The organism is Streptococcus sp. Marseille-Q4154, from assembly GCF_916700545.1.
In the GTDB taxonomy this organism is placed as follows: Bacteria; Bacillota; Bacilli; order Lactobacillales; family Streptococcaceae; genus Streptococcus; species Streptococcus infantis_I.
Genome location: NZ_CAKAKN010000001.1, coordinates 804,179 through 819,207 on the forward strand (window position 1 = coordinate 804,179; position 15,029 = coordinate 819,207).

A 15,029-nucleotide genomic window follows, 5' to 3' on the forward strand; every position below is an offset into this window, starting at 1 on the left:
CCTATATCAAGTCCGTCTTCTCGCGGTAACTAAAATAATCAGAATGAGAGACAATTAAATGGTCCAATAAAACCAATCCCATTAATTCACAAGCTTCTTTAACAAGCTTCGTAACATGATCATCATTGGGGCTAGGAACTACTGCTCCTGATGGATGGTTATGAACCAGAATCACAGATGTTGCCATATGCTTCAAAGCATAGTGGAGAATTTCTCTGGGTTCAGCAATGCTTCTCGTGGCAGACCCGATAAAAATAGTCTGCTGGTGAATGATTTGATTTTGAGTATTCAGATAGAGCGCCACTAGGTGCTCTTGTTTTTTATCTCCAAGCTCAGACTGCATCTTTTTAGCTAATTTACGACTGCTAAGAATACTCTCCATTTCCACTGTTTCCCTTTTATGGATACGGTAGCCTAATTCAATAACGGCTTGTAATTCGATAGCCTTAACACGTCCAATACCCGATAGAGTCTGCAATTCTTGTAGACTCATTCTTTTGAGGTCAGTTAAACAAGTCAGCTGATTTAAGACCTTCTGTGCTATTTCAAAAACATTGGCCTGTTTTGTGCCTGTCCTTAGTAATATTGCCAGTAATTCTTGGTTGCTGAGCACTTCTACTCCTTCTTTGACTAGTCTCTCTCTTGGTAAAAGTGAATCTTCTTGAAATGAAATACTATACATAAAAATCCTCCTCACTTTATTATTCGTGAGAAGGATACTTAATTTCATAAAAACTAGTTATTCTTATATTTTTTCAAGTGCAAGACGCAAATCTTCAATCAAATCATCGACATTTTCAAGACCGATTGAAAGTCGGATTTGATTTTTAGTTACTCCTGCTGCTTCTAGATCAGAGTCAGACAACTGAGCATGCGTTGTAGTTGCTGGATGAACGACCAATGATTTGGCATCTGCCACATTGGCTAGGTTTGAAAAGATTTCTAAGCTATCAATCACCTTACGAGCTTCTGCTTCTCCGCCTTTAACGTGGAAGGTAAAGATTGAACCAACACCTTTTGGTAAATATTTCTCCGCCAAGGCATGGTAAGGGCTATCAGCTAATTTTGGATAATTGACTTTTTCAACTTTTGGATGGTTCACAAGGAAATCAACGATTTTCTCAGCATTTTGAACATGACGTTCAACACGGAGAGATAGTGTCTCAAGACCTTGTAGGAGCAAGAATGAGTTAAATGGTGAAAGGGCAGCTCCCATATCGCGAAGCAATTGCACGCGAGCAGCAACGATAAAGGCTGCAGCACCTACATCTCGAGTATAGCTTAAATTATGGTAGCTTGGATCTTCATTGACGAATTGAGGGAATTTCCCTGAAGCAGCCCAGTCAAATTTACCACTATCAACAATGACACCGCCAATAGTTGTACCGTGTCCACCGATAAATTTAGTTGCCGAGTGAACTGAGATATCTACACCGTGTGAAAAGACATTAATGAGATATGGTGTTGCAAATGTATTGTCAGAAACTAAAGGAATTTGGTGTTTATGAGCAATTTCGGCTATTTTTTCGATATCAGGAATGTTGATAACTGGATTACCCAAAGTTTCAATCAAAACAAGTTTTGTATTGTCTTTAATCGCTGCTTCCACCTCTTCTAAATGATCAATATCTACAAATGTTGTGGTAATTCCGTATCGAGGAAGGGTTTCTTTCAACAGGTTAAAGGTACCACCGTAGATAGTTGAAGCTGCAACAACATGATCACCTGCGTGAGCAAGTCCAAGGATAGTATAAGTAAGAGCTGCCATTCCAGAAGCTGTGGCCAGCGCACCTACACCGCCTTCTAGTGCTGCAATACGCTCTTCAAAGGCTGAAGTTGTTGGATTGGTAATACGAGTATAGATATTTCCAGCTTTTTGAAGGGCAAAAAGGTCTGCACCCTCCTGTGTATCTTCAAATACAAAAGATGTTGTTTGATAAATAGGGACAGCACGAGACTTGGTAGTAGCATCTACCACTTGCCCTGCATGCAATTGAAGAGTTTCAAATTTAAATTCACGAGTCATCATCAGACCTCCAAAGATTTCATTAAATTAATTGTATCATCTATGGCAGTCAGTTACAAATACAAATTTGTTATATATTAGCATAAGCAACAGCTATGGCATTTATTAGAATTGAAAAACTTTTTTCAGATAGTTTAAAAAGTTTGTATTCGCTATTCCTATACTTTATAATGGATATAAAGGAGAAGACTATGTCAGAAATTACACATGAAATTGATTCAAACTTCGCTGGTCGTTTAAATATTTTGCGTGCTGGTGTGCTCGGAGCCAATGACGGGATCATTTCCATCGCTGGAGTTGTTATCGGGGTTGCCAGTGCAACCAGCAATATCTGGATAATCTTTCTTTCAGGTTTGGCTGCCATCTTAGCGGGTGCCTTCTCTATGGCTGGAGGTGAATATGTTTCGGTATCTACTCAAAAAGACACTGAGGAAGCCGCTGTAGCCCGTGAACAATTACTTTTGGTTAAGGATATCGAGGCCGCAAAGAAATCTCTTTATGCTGCTTATCTTCAAAATGGTGAGTGTGAAACTTCTGCTCAACTTTTAGTCAATAAAGCTTTTCTTAAAAATCCACTTAAAGCTTTAGTTGAAGAAAAATACGGAATCGAGTATGAAGAGTTTACCAATCCTTGGCATGCTGCAGCATCTAGCTTCATCGCTTTTGTTCTTGGTAGTTTACCACCGATGCTTTCCATTACCATCTTTCCAAGTGACTATCGAATCCCTGCTACTGTTTTTATCGTTGCGATTTCTCTATTGATTACAGGTTACACCAGTGCCAAACTCGGGAAAGCCCCAACCAAAACAGCAATGATTCGTAACCTTTGTATCGGTCTTTTAACCATGGGAGTTACCTATTTATTGGGTCAGTTGTTTAGTATTTAAGTTAAAAATTGATGCTGGGTAAAAACTAGCTTTAAAATAAAACCACACAGTGATTTCAAGCTTGAATAGCATCAAGCCGAAAGAAATACTGTGTGGTTTTTGAATAGTTAACCTTTTAGAGTCTAAACTATTGGCCAATTTTGCTAGAATTATAGTCATGAAGGTGAATCCTAACTCTGTTTGAATGGCTTGTTTGCCTCTAATATGAACTCTTCGCAGGAAAAAAACAATCTTTACTCTACATTATCACAGTTAATTAGAACGAATTTACTTACAGATAACACTTGAAGAGCATGGGTAAACAGTGCATCTTCATAAACATAGTTGGATGAAATCTAGGGCAACCAGTATGAGAATTTTCCTATAGAAACATTTGACTTGGGATACTGTCAACAAATAAACTAATCATTTAATATTCATGAGTTGTTAGAATATAACAGAACAGAATTACTTCCAAACTCAACTTATTTATGTTAGAACCTCTAAACATTTTCATGATTGCCTAAGTGTTTTTTGTTACTGTAATTATAAACCATGGCATGAGAAAGGTATTCTGTAAGAAAAAACTGCACTGGTCCTCTGAAAAATCAAATGATGCAACAACTGCTCAATTATTGATAAACATAAATTGATGATGCGATGGACCTAACTTTGTATGCACATGATACATATAAGTAAACTGAATGTCATTGTTTTCTTCAGGACTATTTGTAAGTTTTATCAACTAAAAAGCGCGAGTATTAAGATAAAATACTAGGATTATAAATTGACTTTTTTTCTATCAAAACAGGCAAATAAATCGCAATCACTTACTTTTTTCTTTAAAAGATTCATATATTTTTTTATATACCACTTTTATATCTTTTTTCTGAGAATTCAACTCTTCATTACCGTAGTCAAAATTTGCTACTACAAATCCCTCGTCAGCATTAGAAAAAGTAAAAAATTCTATTCCAATGAGTTTATTATGCTTAGAGTCCTCAATAGTGTCTCCTAAATTATTATTAAATTGCTTCACTTCTTCTTCACGAACTCCGAACCCAGAAGCAGCACCATTTGCAATGATGTTTGAAAATACTTCTTCTGAAGACGCTACTTCTTTCACAGTTATGATGTATGTAGCTTCTTCCGTTTCTACTTGTTTCACTTTATTCCATTTTTCTGTATCACTAGAAGAAACCGTAAAAACTGTTAACTCCAACGTTGGTTTATTGGTATTCTCTTTTGAGATCATTTGTTTTCTAAAAAAGAAGAAGGCAAGTAACCCAGCTACAAAGATCAAAGCAATATAAATTATCTTTTTCATACATTATCCCCTATATCTTTCATATCAATGATCACATCAACTTTATTATAGACAGCTGGATCATGCGTCGCTATAATAACATATTTGTCTTCATCTCTTTCATTCAATAATAAACGAATAATTTCTTTTCCAATCTCACCATCTAAAGCTCCTGTGGGTTCATCTGCTAAGATAATTTTACGTGGTTTCATTAACATTCTAGCAATAGCTACACGTTGAGCCTGCCCTCCAGACAATTCATATATTTTTTGATGTAAATAGTCACTTGACAGTCCTACTTTTTCAAGTACATCAGTTATTGTTTTTTTGTCTTTAGTGATAAGTTTCAAATTATCATATACTGTTTTGTTTTCGATTAAAGAATAATTTTGAAATACATATCCAACAGTATTTTTAAAAAAAGTTCTTTCTTTTATCTTCCAAATATCCTGTTTATCAACTAAAACATTCCCACTATCAATTTTTTCTAATCTTCCTATAATATTAAGAAGGGTGCTTTTACCAGATCCGGAACCTCCAATCAATGCATAACTTTTTCCAGATTCAAATCTTAAATTTAAGTCTGTAAAGATCTTCTTTGAGCCGAAACTTTTTGAAACGTTCAAAAGGTCAATTGTCATGTTTCATCTCCTTTTAAAATTTTAGTATAGCTTTCAGATAATTTTCTAAAACTCATGATTATTGACAACATCAAAACCAGCAGAGAAGCAAGACCAATATATAGCAACTCTATTTGACCTGTCATAAGAAATGTAAATAGGATAACCATTGTAATAGTCATCATAAAATACTTGAGACTTGAAATTGCTATATATGTTTTTGACAGACCCAAAATGATTTTCTTCACATATTCATTCTGTTTTAGGGCAATATAAAGTTGGACATATTGATAAATGAGTATAAAGACAATACTGTAAATTATCTTCTGCAAGATTTGTGACAGTAGAATTTGGTGCTCTAAGGACTGGATCTTTAATTTCACAATTTGGTAAACATCTACTGGATTCATTGAAACATTCAACTGGCTAGCCATCTCATTTATTTTCTTTACCGCTTCAGGACTAAAAAGAGACTTATGTGTTATATTACTAGCTAAAGAAAACTGGTTGTTTTCAATCATTTTGTCCGTATCTAACACAACAACAATATTATCTTTACTATCTGCTACACTTGCGATCGGTAAAAACTCTTTCATTTTATGATTATCATCAGCATCCTCATTGAAATAAAAAATTTTTTCCCCATCAGGAATTATTTGTACTGCAAGCTCTTCTTTTGTATAGTTTGTTCCAATAAATTGTTCTGCTACAACTGTATTTTCAATAGATTTCTGGTTTTCTTTCCATTTCTCAGGAATATAGATGGTTGCTATCTTATTATCTAAAAGATGATAGTTTGTTCCATTCACTTTATTTTGTAAGTTAGCACCTGTTTGATTGATATAAATCAGATCTTTATTTATTTCTGGGTTCGTTATTCCATCATTTTCTAATTGTTTAGAAAAGTCTTCTAAAGCATGAGATGTATCTGGAACATAGGCCGAGGATCGTTCTATATATAAATAATCTAAGTTTTTTAAGGAAGCAGCTATCTGTAGATACTGACCATCCGAATCACTTACTTCTCCATTTTTAGCAGAGTTATTTTCAATTCCAAGGAACTCAATCCTTCTCCAGTCTTTCACTGTGTCCCATGGTACTAAATTCTGTATCTGTATGTTAATACTGGATTGGCTACTCTTTGTTTCTTGTAAAAAAATTCCTGATACAACGATAATAATCGAAATAATGGCAAGCCATACGACAAAAATAAGCTTGTTTTTCGCCTTGTTTTTGATAATTTCAATGGGCTTTTCAATCTGAATCGTCAACCAAAATAAAACAAAGGTGATGAGATCAATGATTTGAAATAGTATAAAATTCGTTAAAAGCAGAGAGAAAAATAACTTAGAACTATAGGTGAAGAAACCATTCCCAAAAAAATAACTGTAAGAAATCATCAATAAAGCCATCATAATCAGTTCAAAAATAAGAGAAATGACATACTCTCTTCTTAGATCGTATACAGGCAAGCCCAAAGAACGTCGTATCACTCCTTCTTTGATCTGCCTCGTCCTAACAACGAATAAAACAACTAATAAAGTTAAGTAAATGGAACCCATTAACAGTATTCTTAAAGTTCCAGTGAATTGTAAGATTCCTCCTATATACCAAGGATAAGTCATATATACAGTTTGCAGTCCTGTCATCGTAAGTGGTTTCAAACTGTCTACATCCATTTCCCCAAGGGTGTAATACATCCCTATTATCGGTACTGACTTTAACTGTTCATTGTTTGCATCATCGAAATTTACATACTTCAACTGACCCGAACTCTGAACAATCGGCTTGTAAATGGTAACTTTTTCCGTTTTTGATAGGTCACGAATCATTTCGTAAATTTCGTTATTAGAAAGATTGCTTTTCCCTTGAATAGAAAAAGCACCATCAATTGGTAAAGGTATGGGCGTTTCGGTATCGCTAATAGTGACCAGACCAATTGCAGCAATCAAACAAAAGAAGAATCCAATGATACATAATTTTAATTTCATAAGCACTTACCATATCTTTTCATTGGGACTCTTGTTTTCATAAATTATTTTTAGAATCCATAATAATCCCAATATGCATTTAAGCGAACATCGTTTCAAGATTTTTTCTTGAAATGTCTATCAATAATCTTTTTTATCGTGAACTTTAACGTTCCCAAAATATTCGTTGGGGTTAATACTATGATTCCTTGACAAACACTTCTTATTATATTTGAACAATCTTGCGATAACTTCTTGAAGTAATCATAAAAATTAGGACATAGACTAAAGCAAAGATACCACAAATGGAAAGTGTTACACTTAACATCATAGCTGTATCCACACCACCAATAGCCTTGAGAATCAAACTCAACATGTGATAGGCAAAAGCAAGGTGTAGGAAGGCAAAGATTACAGGGAGGAAGAAGACAGTCAAAACCTGCTTGTTAATGGTTTGCTTGATTTGTTTTTGATCCAAACCAACCTTTTGCAGGATGACAAAGCGTTCACGGTCTTCATAACCTTCTGAGATTTGTTTATAGTAGATAACCAGTACAGTACCTATCATAAAGATGATAGAGAGGAAAATACCGATAAAGAGAACCCCTCCATAGAGAGCATTCATTTGGGCAATTGCATCACTTGAACCATTACCCCCGTAAACCATAGCATCTTCACTCTTGAGATTATGGCTAAAATTATTTACATACTCATCAAAATCATCAGCTAGTTTTAACTGTTCCTCTAGACTTGCGGTGACATCCATACCACCGTAGAACTGAGTGTAGACAGCAGAATCTTGGTACTGATCCAAAAAGCTTTGAAGATCTGGTACAACTAGGTAGTTAAAATCTGAAACTAAAAGGATATAGAGATTGGAAACATGGTTAGCTAAAAAATCTTGCTGGATTTCTTGCTTGATACTATACTCCTGACTGTTAAGACTAAATGATTTCTGACCTTTTAGTTGGTCATTTTTAGCCCAAAGAGCGACCTCATTACCGATAAGATTTAGCTTTTGTCCAGTCATTTTTTCGTAGTCTTTTTGATCAAAAACTAGAAAAACCGTCTTAGGCAATTCACTGTTTTGCCCTTTTTCAAAGGTAGTTAATTTAGTTCCATCTTGACTGGAAAGACCAAAGCTGGCATATCTAAGAACATCTTTGTTGCTAATCGTTAAGTTCTTTTCGCTGGCATATTGAGTCAAAAGTTTGTCTAAATCCTCAACTTCAATATTATTTCCCTTAACATCAAAATCATGAGGATACATAATATTTTTTATATTTTCAGATCCGTTGTAGATACTGGTTGCTGCTGACATGGTAACCAAAACCATAGTTGAAAGAATGGCAATGGTTGCTAAACCGACAGCATTTTTCTTCATACGAAAGATGAGGTTAGAAACAGAGATTAGGTTATTAGGTTTGTAGTAATATCTTTTGTTTTTCTTGAGTAACTGTAAGAAAACTGTAATACCCGCATTGAATAAAAGATAGGTCGCAACTATGACCAACATGACTGCTATAAAGAAAGTAAGGGTTGCTGAAACTGGATCTTTTACGCTTTGCGCTAGATAGTAGCCACTACCTAGTGCAATTAGCCCTACAAGTGTCTGAAGAACTAGGAAACGGCCCTTCTTCTCCCCTTTTGCTTTCTCACGAGAGAGTTGCAGAGCATCCATACGGATGATACGTATAGCGTTTAAGAAAACGATGACTAAAAAGATAAAACCGAATACCAGAAGGATTGAAAGCACTACGGACCATTGAAAGGTTGCGACTAGCTCTACCTTCATCTTTGCAAGTTTAAGCAATAAAGCAAAGATGAGTTTGTCAAAGAGGGCACCAATCCCAATCCCAGCAGTGACTGTTACTAGCCCAAAAATCAAGAGTTCCTTGAAGGTCATACCAATCAAATGGCGTTTTTCTAAGCCCAACATGCCATATACACCCAGTTCTTTGGAGCGATTTTTCATGACAAAACTATTGGCATAAAGCACGATAATGGCAGATGCGAGTGTCACTACGATAAGACCTAGTTGTAGGGTAAATTGTATAGCAGATGCACCACGCAAATCACCAATTTTAGGATTAAAGGCTAGGGAATAAAAGAGATAGCTAATAGTGACTGCCAAAATGACAGACAGAGCAAAAGGGTAATAGAGTTTGCGGTTTTTGATTAAGTTGGATATGGCCAACTTATTGGTTAATCGAAACATACTAGTTCACCTCACTTGCCATAACAGTCAAGGTGTCAGAGATCTCTTGGAACATCTGACGATCAGTCTTTTCACCACGGTAGATTTGATTGTAAAGAATGCCGTCCTTGATGAAAAGGACACGTTTAGCACGGCTAGCTGCTGCTGTTGAGTGGGTCACCATGAGAATGGTCTGTCCTTGTTCGTTGATCTGATCGAAAATATCAAGCAGTGCTGCAGATGATTTAGAGTCTAGAGCTCCTGTTGGCTCGTCAGCAAGAAGAATTTCTGGTTCTGTGATGATGGCGCGTGCTACTGCTACACGTTGTTTTTGCCCCCCAGAGATTTCATAAGGGTACTTCTCCTGCAATTGATTGATGCCAAGATTTTCAGCAGTCACCACCAATTTTTTCATCATTTCTGTAATAGGCTTTCTAGACAATACCAAAGGGAGTAAGATATTGTCTTTAACAGAAAGCGTATCTAACAAATTAAAGTCTTGGAAGACAAAGCCTAATTTTTCACGACGGAAGCTTGAGGCTTCAGAATTTTTAATGGTCGCTGTGTCAGTTCCGTTTAGGAAAACCTGACCACGAGTTGGTTTGTCAAGTATGGCGAGAATATTGAGTAGGGTTGATTTCCCAGAACCAGACTCACCCATAATGGCAACATAGTCGCCTTTTTCTACAGTAAAATGAATATCTTTCAGGGCTTCTACTTGGTTGCCTTGGAAACGAGTTTTATAAATTTTTTGTACGTGTTTTACATCTAATAGTGTCATGATAATCTCCTTTTTAATATCCCATTAATTGAAACTGAGCCTGCATAATAGCGCAACCGAGCTGAACTCGCTCGATCTCTTTTGGACTTGGTTTACTTGTATGTTTCTTTTGTAAAATATTTTTCATAGTTTTGCTACTTTATCTTTCTGATATAAGTGTACTCTAAAAAAAGAGTTGGTTCCATAACATAACCTTACAAAAGAGGTCTGTAATCTTACATTTTTGTAAGATTGGATTATTTTTTTGAAATGAACTACTATTAGTTTACCACAAATTTTTAAGCAAAAGAAAAACCCTTGATACTACAAGGGTTTAATACTTCAAATGAATGGTAAGATGGTTACCAAAACCAACCATCGTCATCATTGATAGGTTGGGCTTCTTTGATCTTGCGTGGGCCTGTTCCATACATTTCAGCTTCGATGTCTTCTTTTGTTGGTAGGATCGAAGCTAGGATAATGTAGATGATGATTCCGAGTCCAAAATTTGCGATTGTAAAGATAGCGAAAATGAAGCGCACCAGTGTCACATCAAGATCCCATCTATCAGATAGTCCAGCAAGAACTCCTGATATCATACGATTTCGTCTCATTTTATAAAAATTTTTATTCATGATTTGTACCTCTTTCGGTATTCTTGAAGTAAGTATAACATGAACTAAAGCTCCCTGCATCAGTCCTTGGGCTGATTTTGTAGGATGAGCTTCCCATGACAAAGACCACATCGATAACGTTTTGTATCAATTCGACGTTTTCTCTGATAGGCTTGGCCACAAGAGTGACACTTATAAACCAAAACTGGTTTTTGACGAGTGCTTGATAAGGGAGGAACAAAGCGGAGACCGTCCACTTCTTTTAACAGTTCCTTAAAGGTTAAATCTTTATGCTTATAACCTTTTCCCTCATAATAGAGATGATAATGACAGAGTTCGTGACGGACAATCTTCCGAAAAACTTCTAACCCTAGCTCTTGATAGACTTTAGGATTAAAATCCAAATGACCATCCTTAGGGAAAAATCGTCCACCTGTCGACCTCAGACGAGTATTCCATTGAGCTTGGTGTTTGAAAGGTTTTCCGAAGTCTTTTAAAGAGACTCGTTTAACGTAATCAGTTAGATTCATCTGGAGCAAGGAGCGACAGATTTACTTTTTCGCGTTGGACATCGATTTTCTTCACCCAAACAGTTACCAAATCCCCTACAGATACGACTTGACTCGGATGCTTGATAAATTTCTTACTCATGTGAGAGATGTGAATGAGACCGTCCTCATGGATACCGATATCAACAAAGGCACCGAAGTCAACGACGTTGCGCACAACTCCCTCAAGCTTTTGTCCGACTTTTAAGTCTTTTATATCTAAGACATCCTGACGAAGGACTGGAGCATCAAAAGAATCACGGAAATCACGACCTGGTTTGAGAAGATCAGCAATAATATCTTTAAGTGTTTCTTGACCAAGGTCTAATTCTTGCGCCATTTCTTTAATAGAAACAGATTTGAGCTTAGCTTTTGCTTCTTCGTTTAGGGCTTTAATATCCAATCGTTTGAAGAGTTCTTTCACTGCGGCATAGTTTTCCGGGTGAACACCTGTGTTATCAAGGATATTGCTACTTTCAGGAATACGGAGGAAACCTGCAGCCTGTTCAAAGGCTTTAGCACCTAAACGAGGAACTTTCTTGATTTGGGCGCGTGAAGTGATTTTGCCTTCTTCTTCACGGTACTTCACGATATTTTCAGAGATTATTTTGTTAAGACCAGCTACGTGTGAAAGTAAGGCTGGACTAGCTGTATTGACATTAACACCGACTTGGTTAACTACTGTATCAACAACAAAGTCCAGACTTTCAGACAGTTTTTTCTGACTAACATCGTGCTGATACTGACCGACACCGATGGATTTGGGATCAATTTTAACCAATTCAGCAAGTGGGTCTTGCAAGCGACGAGCAATAGAAATAGCAGAACGTTTTTCAACAGTTAACTCTGGAAACTCTTGACGAGCAAGTTCACTAGCTGAGTAGACAGATGCACCGCTCTCATTTACAATGACATAGCAGACCTCAGGAAAATCTTTAAGTACTTCAGCGACGAAGGCTTCGCTCTCACGACTAGCAGTACCATTACCGATAGCAATGATTTCCACACCATATTGGCCAATTAAATCTGCCAAATCTCTCTTTGCTTCTTCAATCTGACGAGCTGAAGCTGGTTTGACGGGATAAATGACTTGTGTTGTCAGCATCATCCCGGTCGCATCAACGACTGCAAGCTTGGCACCTGTACGAAAGGCAGGGTCAAATCCAAGGACCACGCGCCCTTTAAGAGGAGCAACAAGGAGAAGATTTCGAAGGTTTTCTGAGAAGAGTTGAATAGCTCCTTCTTCTGCCTTTTCTGTTAATTCTGTACGGATACGGCGCTCGATAGCTGGTAAGACTTTTTTCTTAACAGATTGCTGAATAACTTCATCAATATAAGCATTCTTAACTTTAAAACGAACACTAAAGAAAGATAGAATACGATCAGTCGCATGCTCAAAGCCAATTTTCAAAATGCCTAGCTTCTCACCGCGATTAAGGGCAAGCGTACGGTAACCTTGCATGTTAGCAACTGTTTCTGAAAAATCGTAATAAATCTGAAAGACTTGTTTTTCATCAAGACTCTCATCTTTGACTTGAGAAGTAATCTTAGAGCGTCTAAGTACCTCTTGATAGGTCATTGAACGTAAATGAACATCCTCGGATAGTGCTTCAACCAAGATGTCTACAGCCCCAGCCAAAGCTTCTTGAGGAGTTTCGAAACCTTCACAGACATATGCTTCTGCTTCTTTTTCTAGGTTAGAAACATTTTGTAAAATTAAACGAGCAAGTGGAAAAAGTCCAGCCTCACGCGCAATCGTTGCCTTGGTGCGACGTTTCTCCTTATAGGGAAAATAGAGTTCTTCTACATCTGCGAGTTTTTCAGCTGATAAAATTGCTTCCTCCAATTCCTTTGTTAGCTTGCCTTGCTCTTTGATTTTTGCCAAGACCGCTTCCTTACGATCATTTAGAGCAGTTAAACTCTTATTGAGGTCGATAATAGCCTTAATGGCTACCTCATCTAGACTTCCGGTCATATCTTTCCGATAACGGGCGATAAAGGGGATAGTTGCTCCTTCTGCTGTCAAAGACAAGACAGTATCAATCTGCTTTAAAGTTACACCCAAATCTTGGGAAATTTTTTCATATTTTTTATCCATGAAACTATTATACCATAAGCGCGAAAGCTTGTTTTCATTAATTTGATGCTTTCATTCAACTTTATAAAGATAAAAGCCATGTTTATTTTAAAATCCAACTATTTCTCAGAAATAATAGTATAATAGTGTTAACTAAAAGAATCGAGGTATGCCTTATGGCTGTTAAATTTACAAAAACTGATGACTTAGATAAGATGTTCGAAGAATTCGCTAAACTACCTGATTTAAAGCAAGTAACATTTCCAGATGACAAAGAAAAGAAAGATAAGGCAGAAAAGAAAAAATAGATGACGATTTTTCAAAGTCTGCCTTCAAGTATTTTACAAGCTGGCGCTATTTTTCTATCAATCATCATTGAAGCCCTACCCTTCGTTTTGATTGGAAGCATTATTTCTGGTGCTATCGAAGTCTATGTGACTCCTGAAAAAGTTTATAGATTTCTCCCTAAAAATCGCTTGGGGAGAATCTTTTTTGGTAGCTTCATCGGTTTTCTCTTTCCCTCTTGTGAGTGTGGAATCGTTCCTATTATCAATCGCTTTTTAGAAAAGAAGGTTCCTAGTTATACAGCGGTACCTTTTCTAGTAACGGCTCCTATCATCAATCCTATTGTACTTTTTGCGACTTATTCAGCCTTTGGTAATTCAATTCAAATGGTTTTCCTAAGAGCTTTGGGCGCGATTCTAGTTGCTACTATATTGGGTATCTTTCTTGGTTTTGTCTGGGAGGGACCTATCCAAAAAGAAAATAGATTGGCTTGCCATGAGCATGATTTTTCTCACTTGACTAAAAGTCAAAAACTACTTCAGGTCTTTATCCAAGCTATTGATGAATTCTTTGATATGGGGCGTTACTTGGTCTTTGGCTGTCTTTTTGCCAGCATAGTCCAAGTCTATGTTCCAACTCGTATCCTGACATCTATCAGCGCAACACCACTACTAGCTATTGTTCTTCTGATGGTCTTGTCCTTCCTTCTATCACTCTGTAGTGAAGCAGATGCCTTTATTGGATCTTCACTTCTCTCTAGTTTTGGTTTTGCTCCAGTGCTTGCCTTTCTGGTTATAGGTCCCATGCTTGATGTCAAGAACCTCCTCATGATGAAGAATTATCTCAAAACTCGCTTTATTTGGCAGTTCATGACAATTGTAACTCTTATTGTTCTTGTCTATTCTTATCTAGTCGGGGTGATGCTATGATTCGATTTTTTATCTTATTTGGCTATTTTATCTTAACCCTTTATCTGCACCTATCAGGTAAGCTCAATCAGTATATAAACCTCCACTACTCTTATCTGGCTTATATCACTATGTTTTTATCTTTGTTACTAGCCATCGTTCAAGCCTATATTTGCCTCAAGCGTTTGAAAGAACATAGTCACTTACATAGTTTTTCAGCCAAGCTTGCTAGTTTTGTCCTCTTAAGTTTACCCTTGTTAGTTGGATTTACATTTCCAACTGTCACTTTGGATTCACAAACAGTATCGGCAAAAGGATATTATTTCCCTTTGTCGGAAGGAACTGACAAGGCAATCCAAGCAAGTGAAGGAACGAGCAGTCAGTTTCTTAAGCCGGATACCAGTCGCTTTTATTCACAAACAGCTCATGAAAATATTATTCGAAAGAGTGCTGATAAATACTTAGCTCAATCTAGTATAGTTATCAATGATGAAAATTACCTGGAGGTCATGGAAGCTATCTATGATTATCCAAATGAATTTGAAGGCAAGGAAATCGAGTTTATTGGCTTTGTCTACAACGATCCAAATCATACCAATAGTCAATTTGTTTTTCGCTTTGGTATTATGCACTGTATCGCTGATTCAGGAGTTTTTGGCCTTTTGACCACTGGAAACACTAATCAGTACGAAAATAACACCTGGGTGAGAGTCAAAGGTAAGATTAGGAATCACTATCACAAGGAACTCAACCAAGTTCTTCCAACACTCGAAGTCCAGTCTTTCATCAAAGTGGACAAACCTGAGAACCCTTATGTTTATAAAGAATTTTAAAAAGTAGCCTGAGGGGGCT

At 36.8% G+C, this 15,029-nt stretch carries 14 protein-coding genes and 1 pseudogene; 4 read left to right on the top strand and 11 right to left on the bottom strand.

The window, feature by feature from the left end; translation table 11 throughout:
• Nucleotide 1: 1 nt before the first annotated feature.
• Both radC and LG369_RS04060 read right to left on the bottom strand, forming a co-directional pair.
• A complete protein-coding gene (gene radC / locus LG369_RS04055; RefSeq protein WP_225750328.1) occupies nucleotides 2-682 on the bottom strand; it encodes a RadC family protein in 681 nt (226 codons plus the stop codon).
• Nucleotides 683-745: 63 nt separating this feature from the next.
• Nucleotides 746-2,026 (bottom strand): O-acetylhomoserine aminocarboxypropyltransferase/cysteine synthase family protein, encoded by a 1,281-nt coding sequence (locus LG369_RS04060; RefSeq protein ID WP_225750495.1) that lies wholly within the window; start codon nucleotides 2,024-2,026, stop codon nucleotides 746-748.
• A 191-nt stretch (nucleotides 2,027-2,217) separates the two neighbouring features.
• On the opposite strand from LG369_RS04060, the gene LG369_RS04065 reads away from it, so the two are divergent.
• Nucleotides 2,218-2,913: a VIT family protein gene (locus tag LG369_RS04065; RefSeq protein WP_225750329.1), complete on the top strand. Its 696-nt coding sequence runs from the start codon at nucleotides 2,218-2,220 to the stop codon at nucleotides 2,911-2,913.
• Here the strand turns inward: LG369_RS04065 and LG369_RS04070 are convergent.
• The 9 genes and pseudogenes from LG369_RS04070 to LG369_RS04110 form a co-directional block, all read right to left on the bottom strand.
• Nucleotides 2,887-3,153 (bottom strand): annotated as a pseudogene (locus LG369_RS04070) (IS5/IS1182 family transposase); the annotation flags it as partial. The gene LG369_RS04065 and the pseudogene LG369_RS04070 overlap by 27 nt on opposite strands.
• A gap of 565 nt (nucleotides 3,154-3,718) precedes the next feature.
• The gene (locus tag LG369_RS04075; protein WP_070678910.1) at nucleotides 3,719-4,219 is read right to left on the bottom strand and encodes a hypothetical protein; all 501 of its coding nucleotides are present in this window, start codon (nucleotides 4,217-4,219) and stop codon (nucleotides 3,719-3,721) included.
• Nucleotides 4,216-4,839 (bottom strand): ATP-binding cassette domain-containing protein, encoded by a 624-nt coding sequence (locus tag LG369_RS04080; RefSeq protein ID WP_075228579.1) that lies wholly within the window; start codon nucleotides 4,837-4,839, stop codon nucleotides 4,216-4,218. The genes LG369_RS04075 and LG369_RS04080 overlap by 4 nt, the downstream gene beginning before the upstream one ends.
• Nucleotides 4,836-6,809 (bottom strand): ABC transporter permease, encoded by a 1,974-nt coding sequence (locus LG369_RS04085; protein ID WP_225750330.1) that lies wholly within the window; start codon nucleotides 6,807-6,809, stop codon nucleotides 4,836-4,838. The genes LG369_RS04080 and LG369_RS04085 overlap by 4 nt, the downstream gene beginning before the upstream one ends.
• Nucleotides 6,810-7,014: 205 nt before the next feature.
• Nucleotides 7,015-9,006: an ABC transporter permease gene (locus LG369_RS04090; protein ID WP_225750331.1), complete on the bottom strand. Its 1,992-nt coding sequence runs from the start codon at nucleotides 9,004-9,006 to the stop codon at nucleotides 7,015-7,017.
• 1 nt (nucleotide 9,007) lies between these two features.
• Nucleotides 9,008-9,766: an ABC transporter ATP-binding protein gene (locus LG369_RS04095; RefSeq protein WP_225750332.1), complete on the bottom strand. Its 759-nt coding sequence runs from the start codon at nucleotides 9,764-9,766 to the stop codon at nucleotides 9,008-9,010.
• A gap of 341 nt (nucleotides 9,767-10,107) precedes the next feature.
• Nucleotides 10,108-10,380: a PspC domain-containing protein gene (locus LG369_RS04100; RefSeq protein WP_225750333.1), complete on the bottom strand. Its 273-nt coding sequence runs from the start codon at nucleotides 10,378-10,380 to the stop codon at nucleotides 10,108-10,110.
• A gap of 59 nt (nucleotides 10,381-10,439) precedes the next feature.
• Nucleotides 10,440-10,889: a SprT family protein gene (locus LG369_RS04105; RefSeq protein ID WP_225750334.1), complete on the bottom strand. Its 450-nt coding sequence runs from the start codon at nucleotides 10,887-10,889 to the stop codon at nucleotides 10,440-10,442.
• Nucleotides 10,876-13,005 (bottom strand): Tex family protein, encoded by a 2,130-nt coding sequence (locus tag LG369_RS04110; protein ID WP_225750335.1) that lies wholly within the window; start codon nucleotides 13,003-13,005, stop codon nucleotides 10,876-10,878. Before LG369_RS04110 ends, LG369_RS04105 begins: the two co-directional genes overlap by 14 nt.
• A gap of 155 nt (nucleotides 13,006-13,160) precedes the next feature.
• Here LG369_RS04110 and LG369_RS08485 point away from each other — a divergent pair, with 155 nt between their 5' ends.
• Genes LG369_RS08485 through LG369_RS04120 form a run of 3 tightly spaced genes read left to right on the top strand, consistent with a single transcriptional unit; the run spans nucleotide 13,161 to nucleotide 15,010 of the window.
• On the top strand, nucleotides 13,161-13,292 hold the full coding sequence (locus LG369_RS08485; protein ID WP_000268695.1) for an SPJ_0845 family protein: 132 nt from the start codon (nucleotides 13,161-13,163) through the stop codon (nucleotides 13,290-13,292).
• Nucleotides 13,293-14,198, top strand: a complete 906-nt coding sequence (locus LG369_RS04115; RefSeq protein ID WP_225750336.1) for a permease — start codon at nucleotides 13,293-13,295, stop codon at nucleotides 14,196-14,198. It abuts the gene before it with no gap.
• Nucleotides 14,195-15,010, top strand: coding sequence for a TIGR03943 family putative permease subunit (locus tag LG369_RS04120; RefSeq protein ID WP_225750337.1), 816 nt, complete (start codon nucleotides 14,195-14,197; stop codon nucleotides 15,008-15,010). The genes LG369_RS04115 and LG369_RS04120 overlap by 4 nt, the downstream gene beginning before the upstream one ends.
• The last annotated feature ends 19 nt before the right edge of the window (nucleotides 15,011-15,029 follow it).

Bases quoted from the DNA above. Each gene is read 5' to 3' on its own strand.
- radC (WP_225750328.1), bottom strand. From the start codon at position 682: ATGTATAGTATTTCATTTCAAGAAGATTCACTTTTACCAAGAGAGAGA.
- LG369_RS04060 (WP_225750495.1), bottom strand. From the start codon at position 2,026: ATGACTCGTGAATTTAAATTTGAAACTCTTCAATTGCATGCAGGGCAA.
- LG369_RS04065 (WP_225750329.1), top strand. From the start codon at position 2,218: ATGTCAGAAATTACACATGAAATTGATTCAAACTTCGCTGGTCGTTTA.
- LG369_RS04075 (WP_070678910.1), bottom strand. From the start codon at position 4,219: ATGAAAAAGATAATTTATATTGCTTTGATCTTTGTAGCTGGGTTACTT.
- LG369_RS04080 (WP_075228579.1), bottom strand. From the start codon at position 4,839: ATGACAATTGACCTTTTGAACGTTTCAAAAAGTTTCGGCTCAAAGAAG.
- LG369_RS04085 (WP_225750330.1), bottom strand. From the start codon at position 6,809: ATGAAATTAAAATTATGTATCATTGGATTCTTCTTTTGTTTGATTGCT.
- LG369_RS04090 (WP_225750331.1), bottom strand. From the start codon at position 9,006: ATGTTTCGATTAACCAATAAGTTGGCCATATCCAACTTAATCAAAAAC.
- LG369_RS04095 (WP_225750332.1), bottom strand. From the start codon at position 9,766: ATGACACTATTAGATGTAAAACACGTACAAAAAATTTATAAAACTCGT.
- LG369_RS04100 (WP_225750333.1), bottom strand. From the start codon at position 10,380: ATGAATAAAAATTTTTATAAAATGAGACGAAATCGTATGATATCAGGA.
- LG369_RS04105 (WP_225750334.1), bottom strand. From the start codon at position 10,889: ATGAATCTAACTGATTACGTTAAACGAGTCTCTTTAAAAGACTTCGGA.
- LG369_RS04110 (WP_225750335.1), bottom strand. From the start codon at position 13,005: ATGGATAAAAAATATGAAAAAATTTCCCAAGATTTGGGTGTAACTTTA.
- LG369_RS08485 (WP_000268695.1), top strand. From the start codon at position 13,161: ATGGCTGTTAAATTTACAAAAACTGATGACTTAGATAAGATGTTCGAA.
- LG369_RS04115 (WP_225750336.1), top strand. From the start codon at position 13,293: ATGACGATTTTTCAAAGTCTGCCTTCAAGTATTTTACAAGCTGGCGCT.
- LG369_RS04120 (WP_225750337.1), top strand. From the start codon at position 14,195: ATGATTCGATTTTTTATCTTATTTGGCTATTTTATCTTAACCCTTTAT.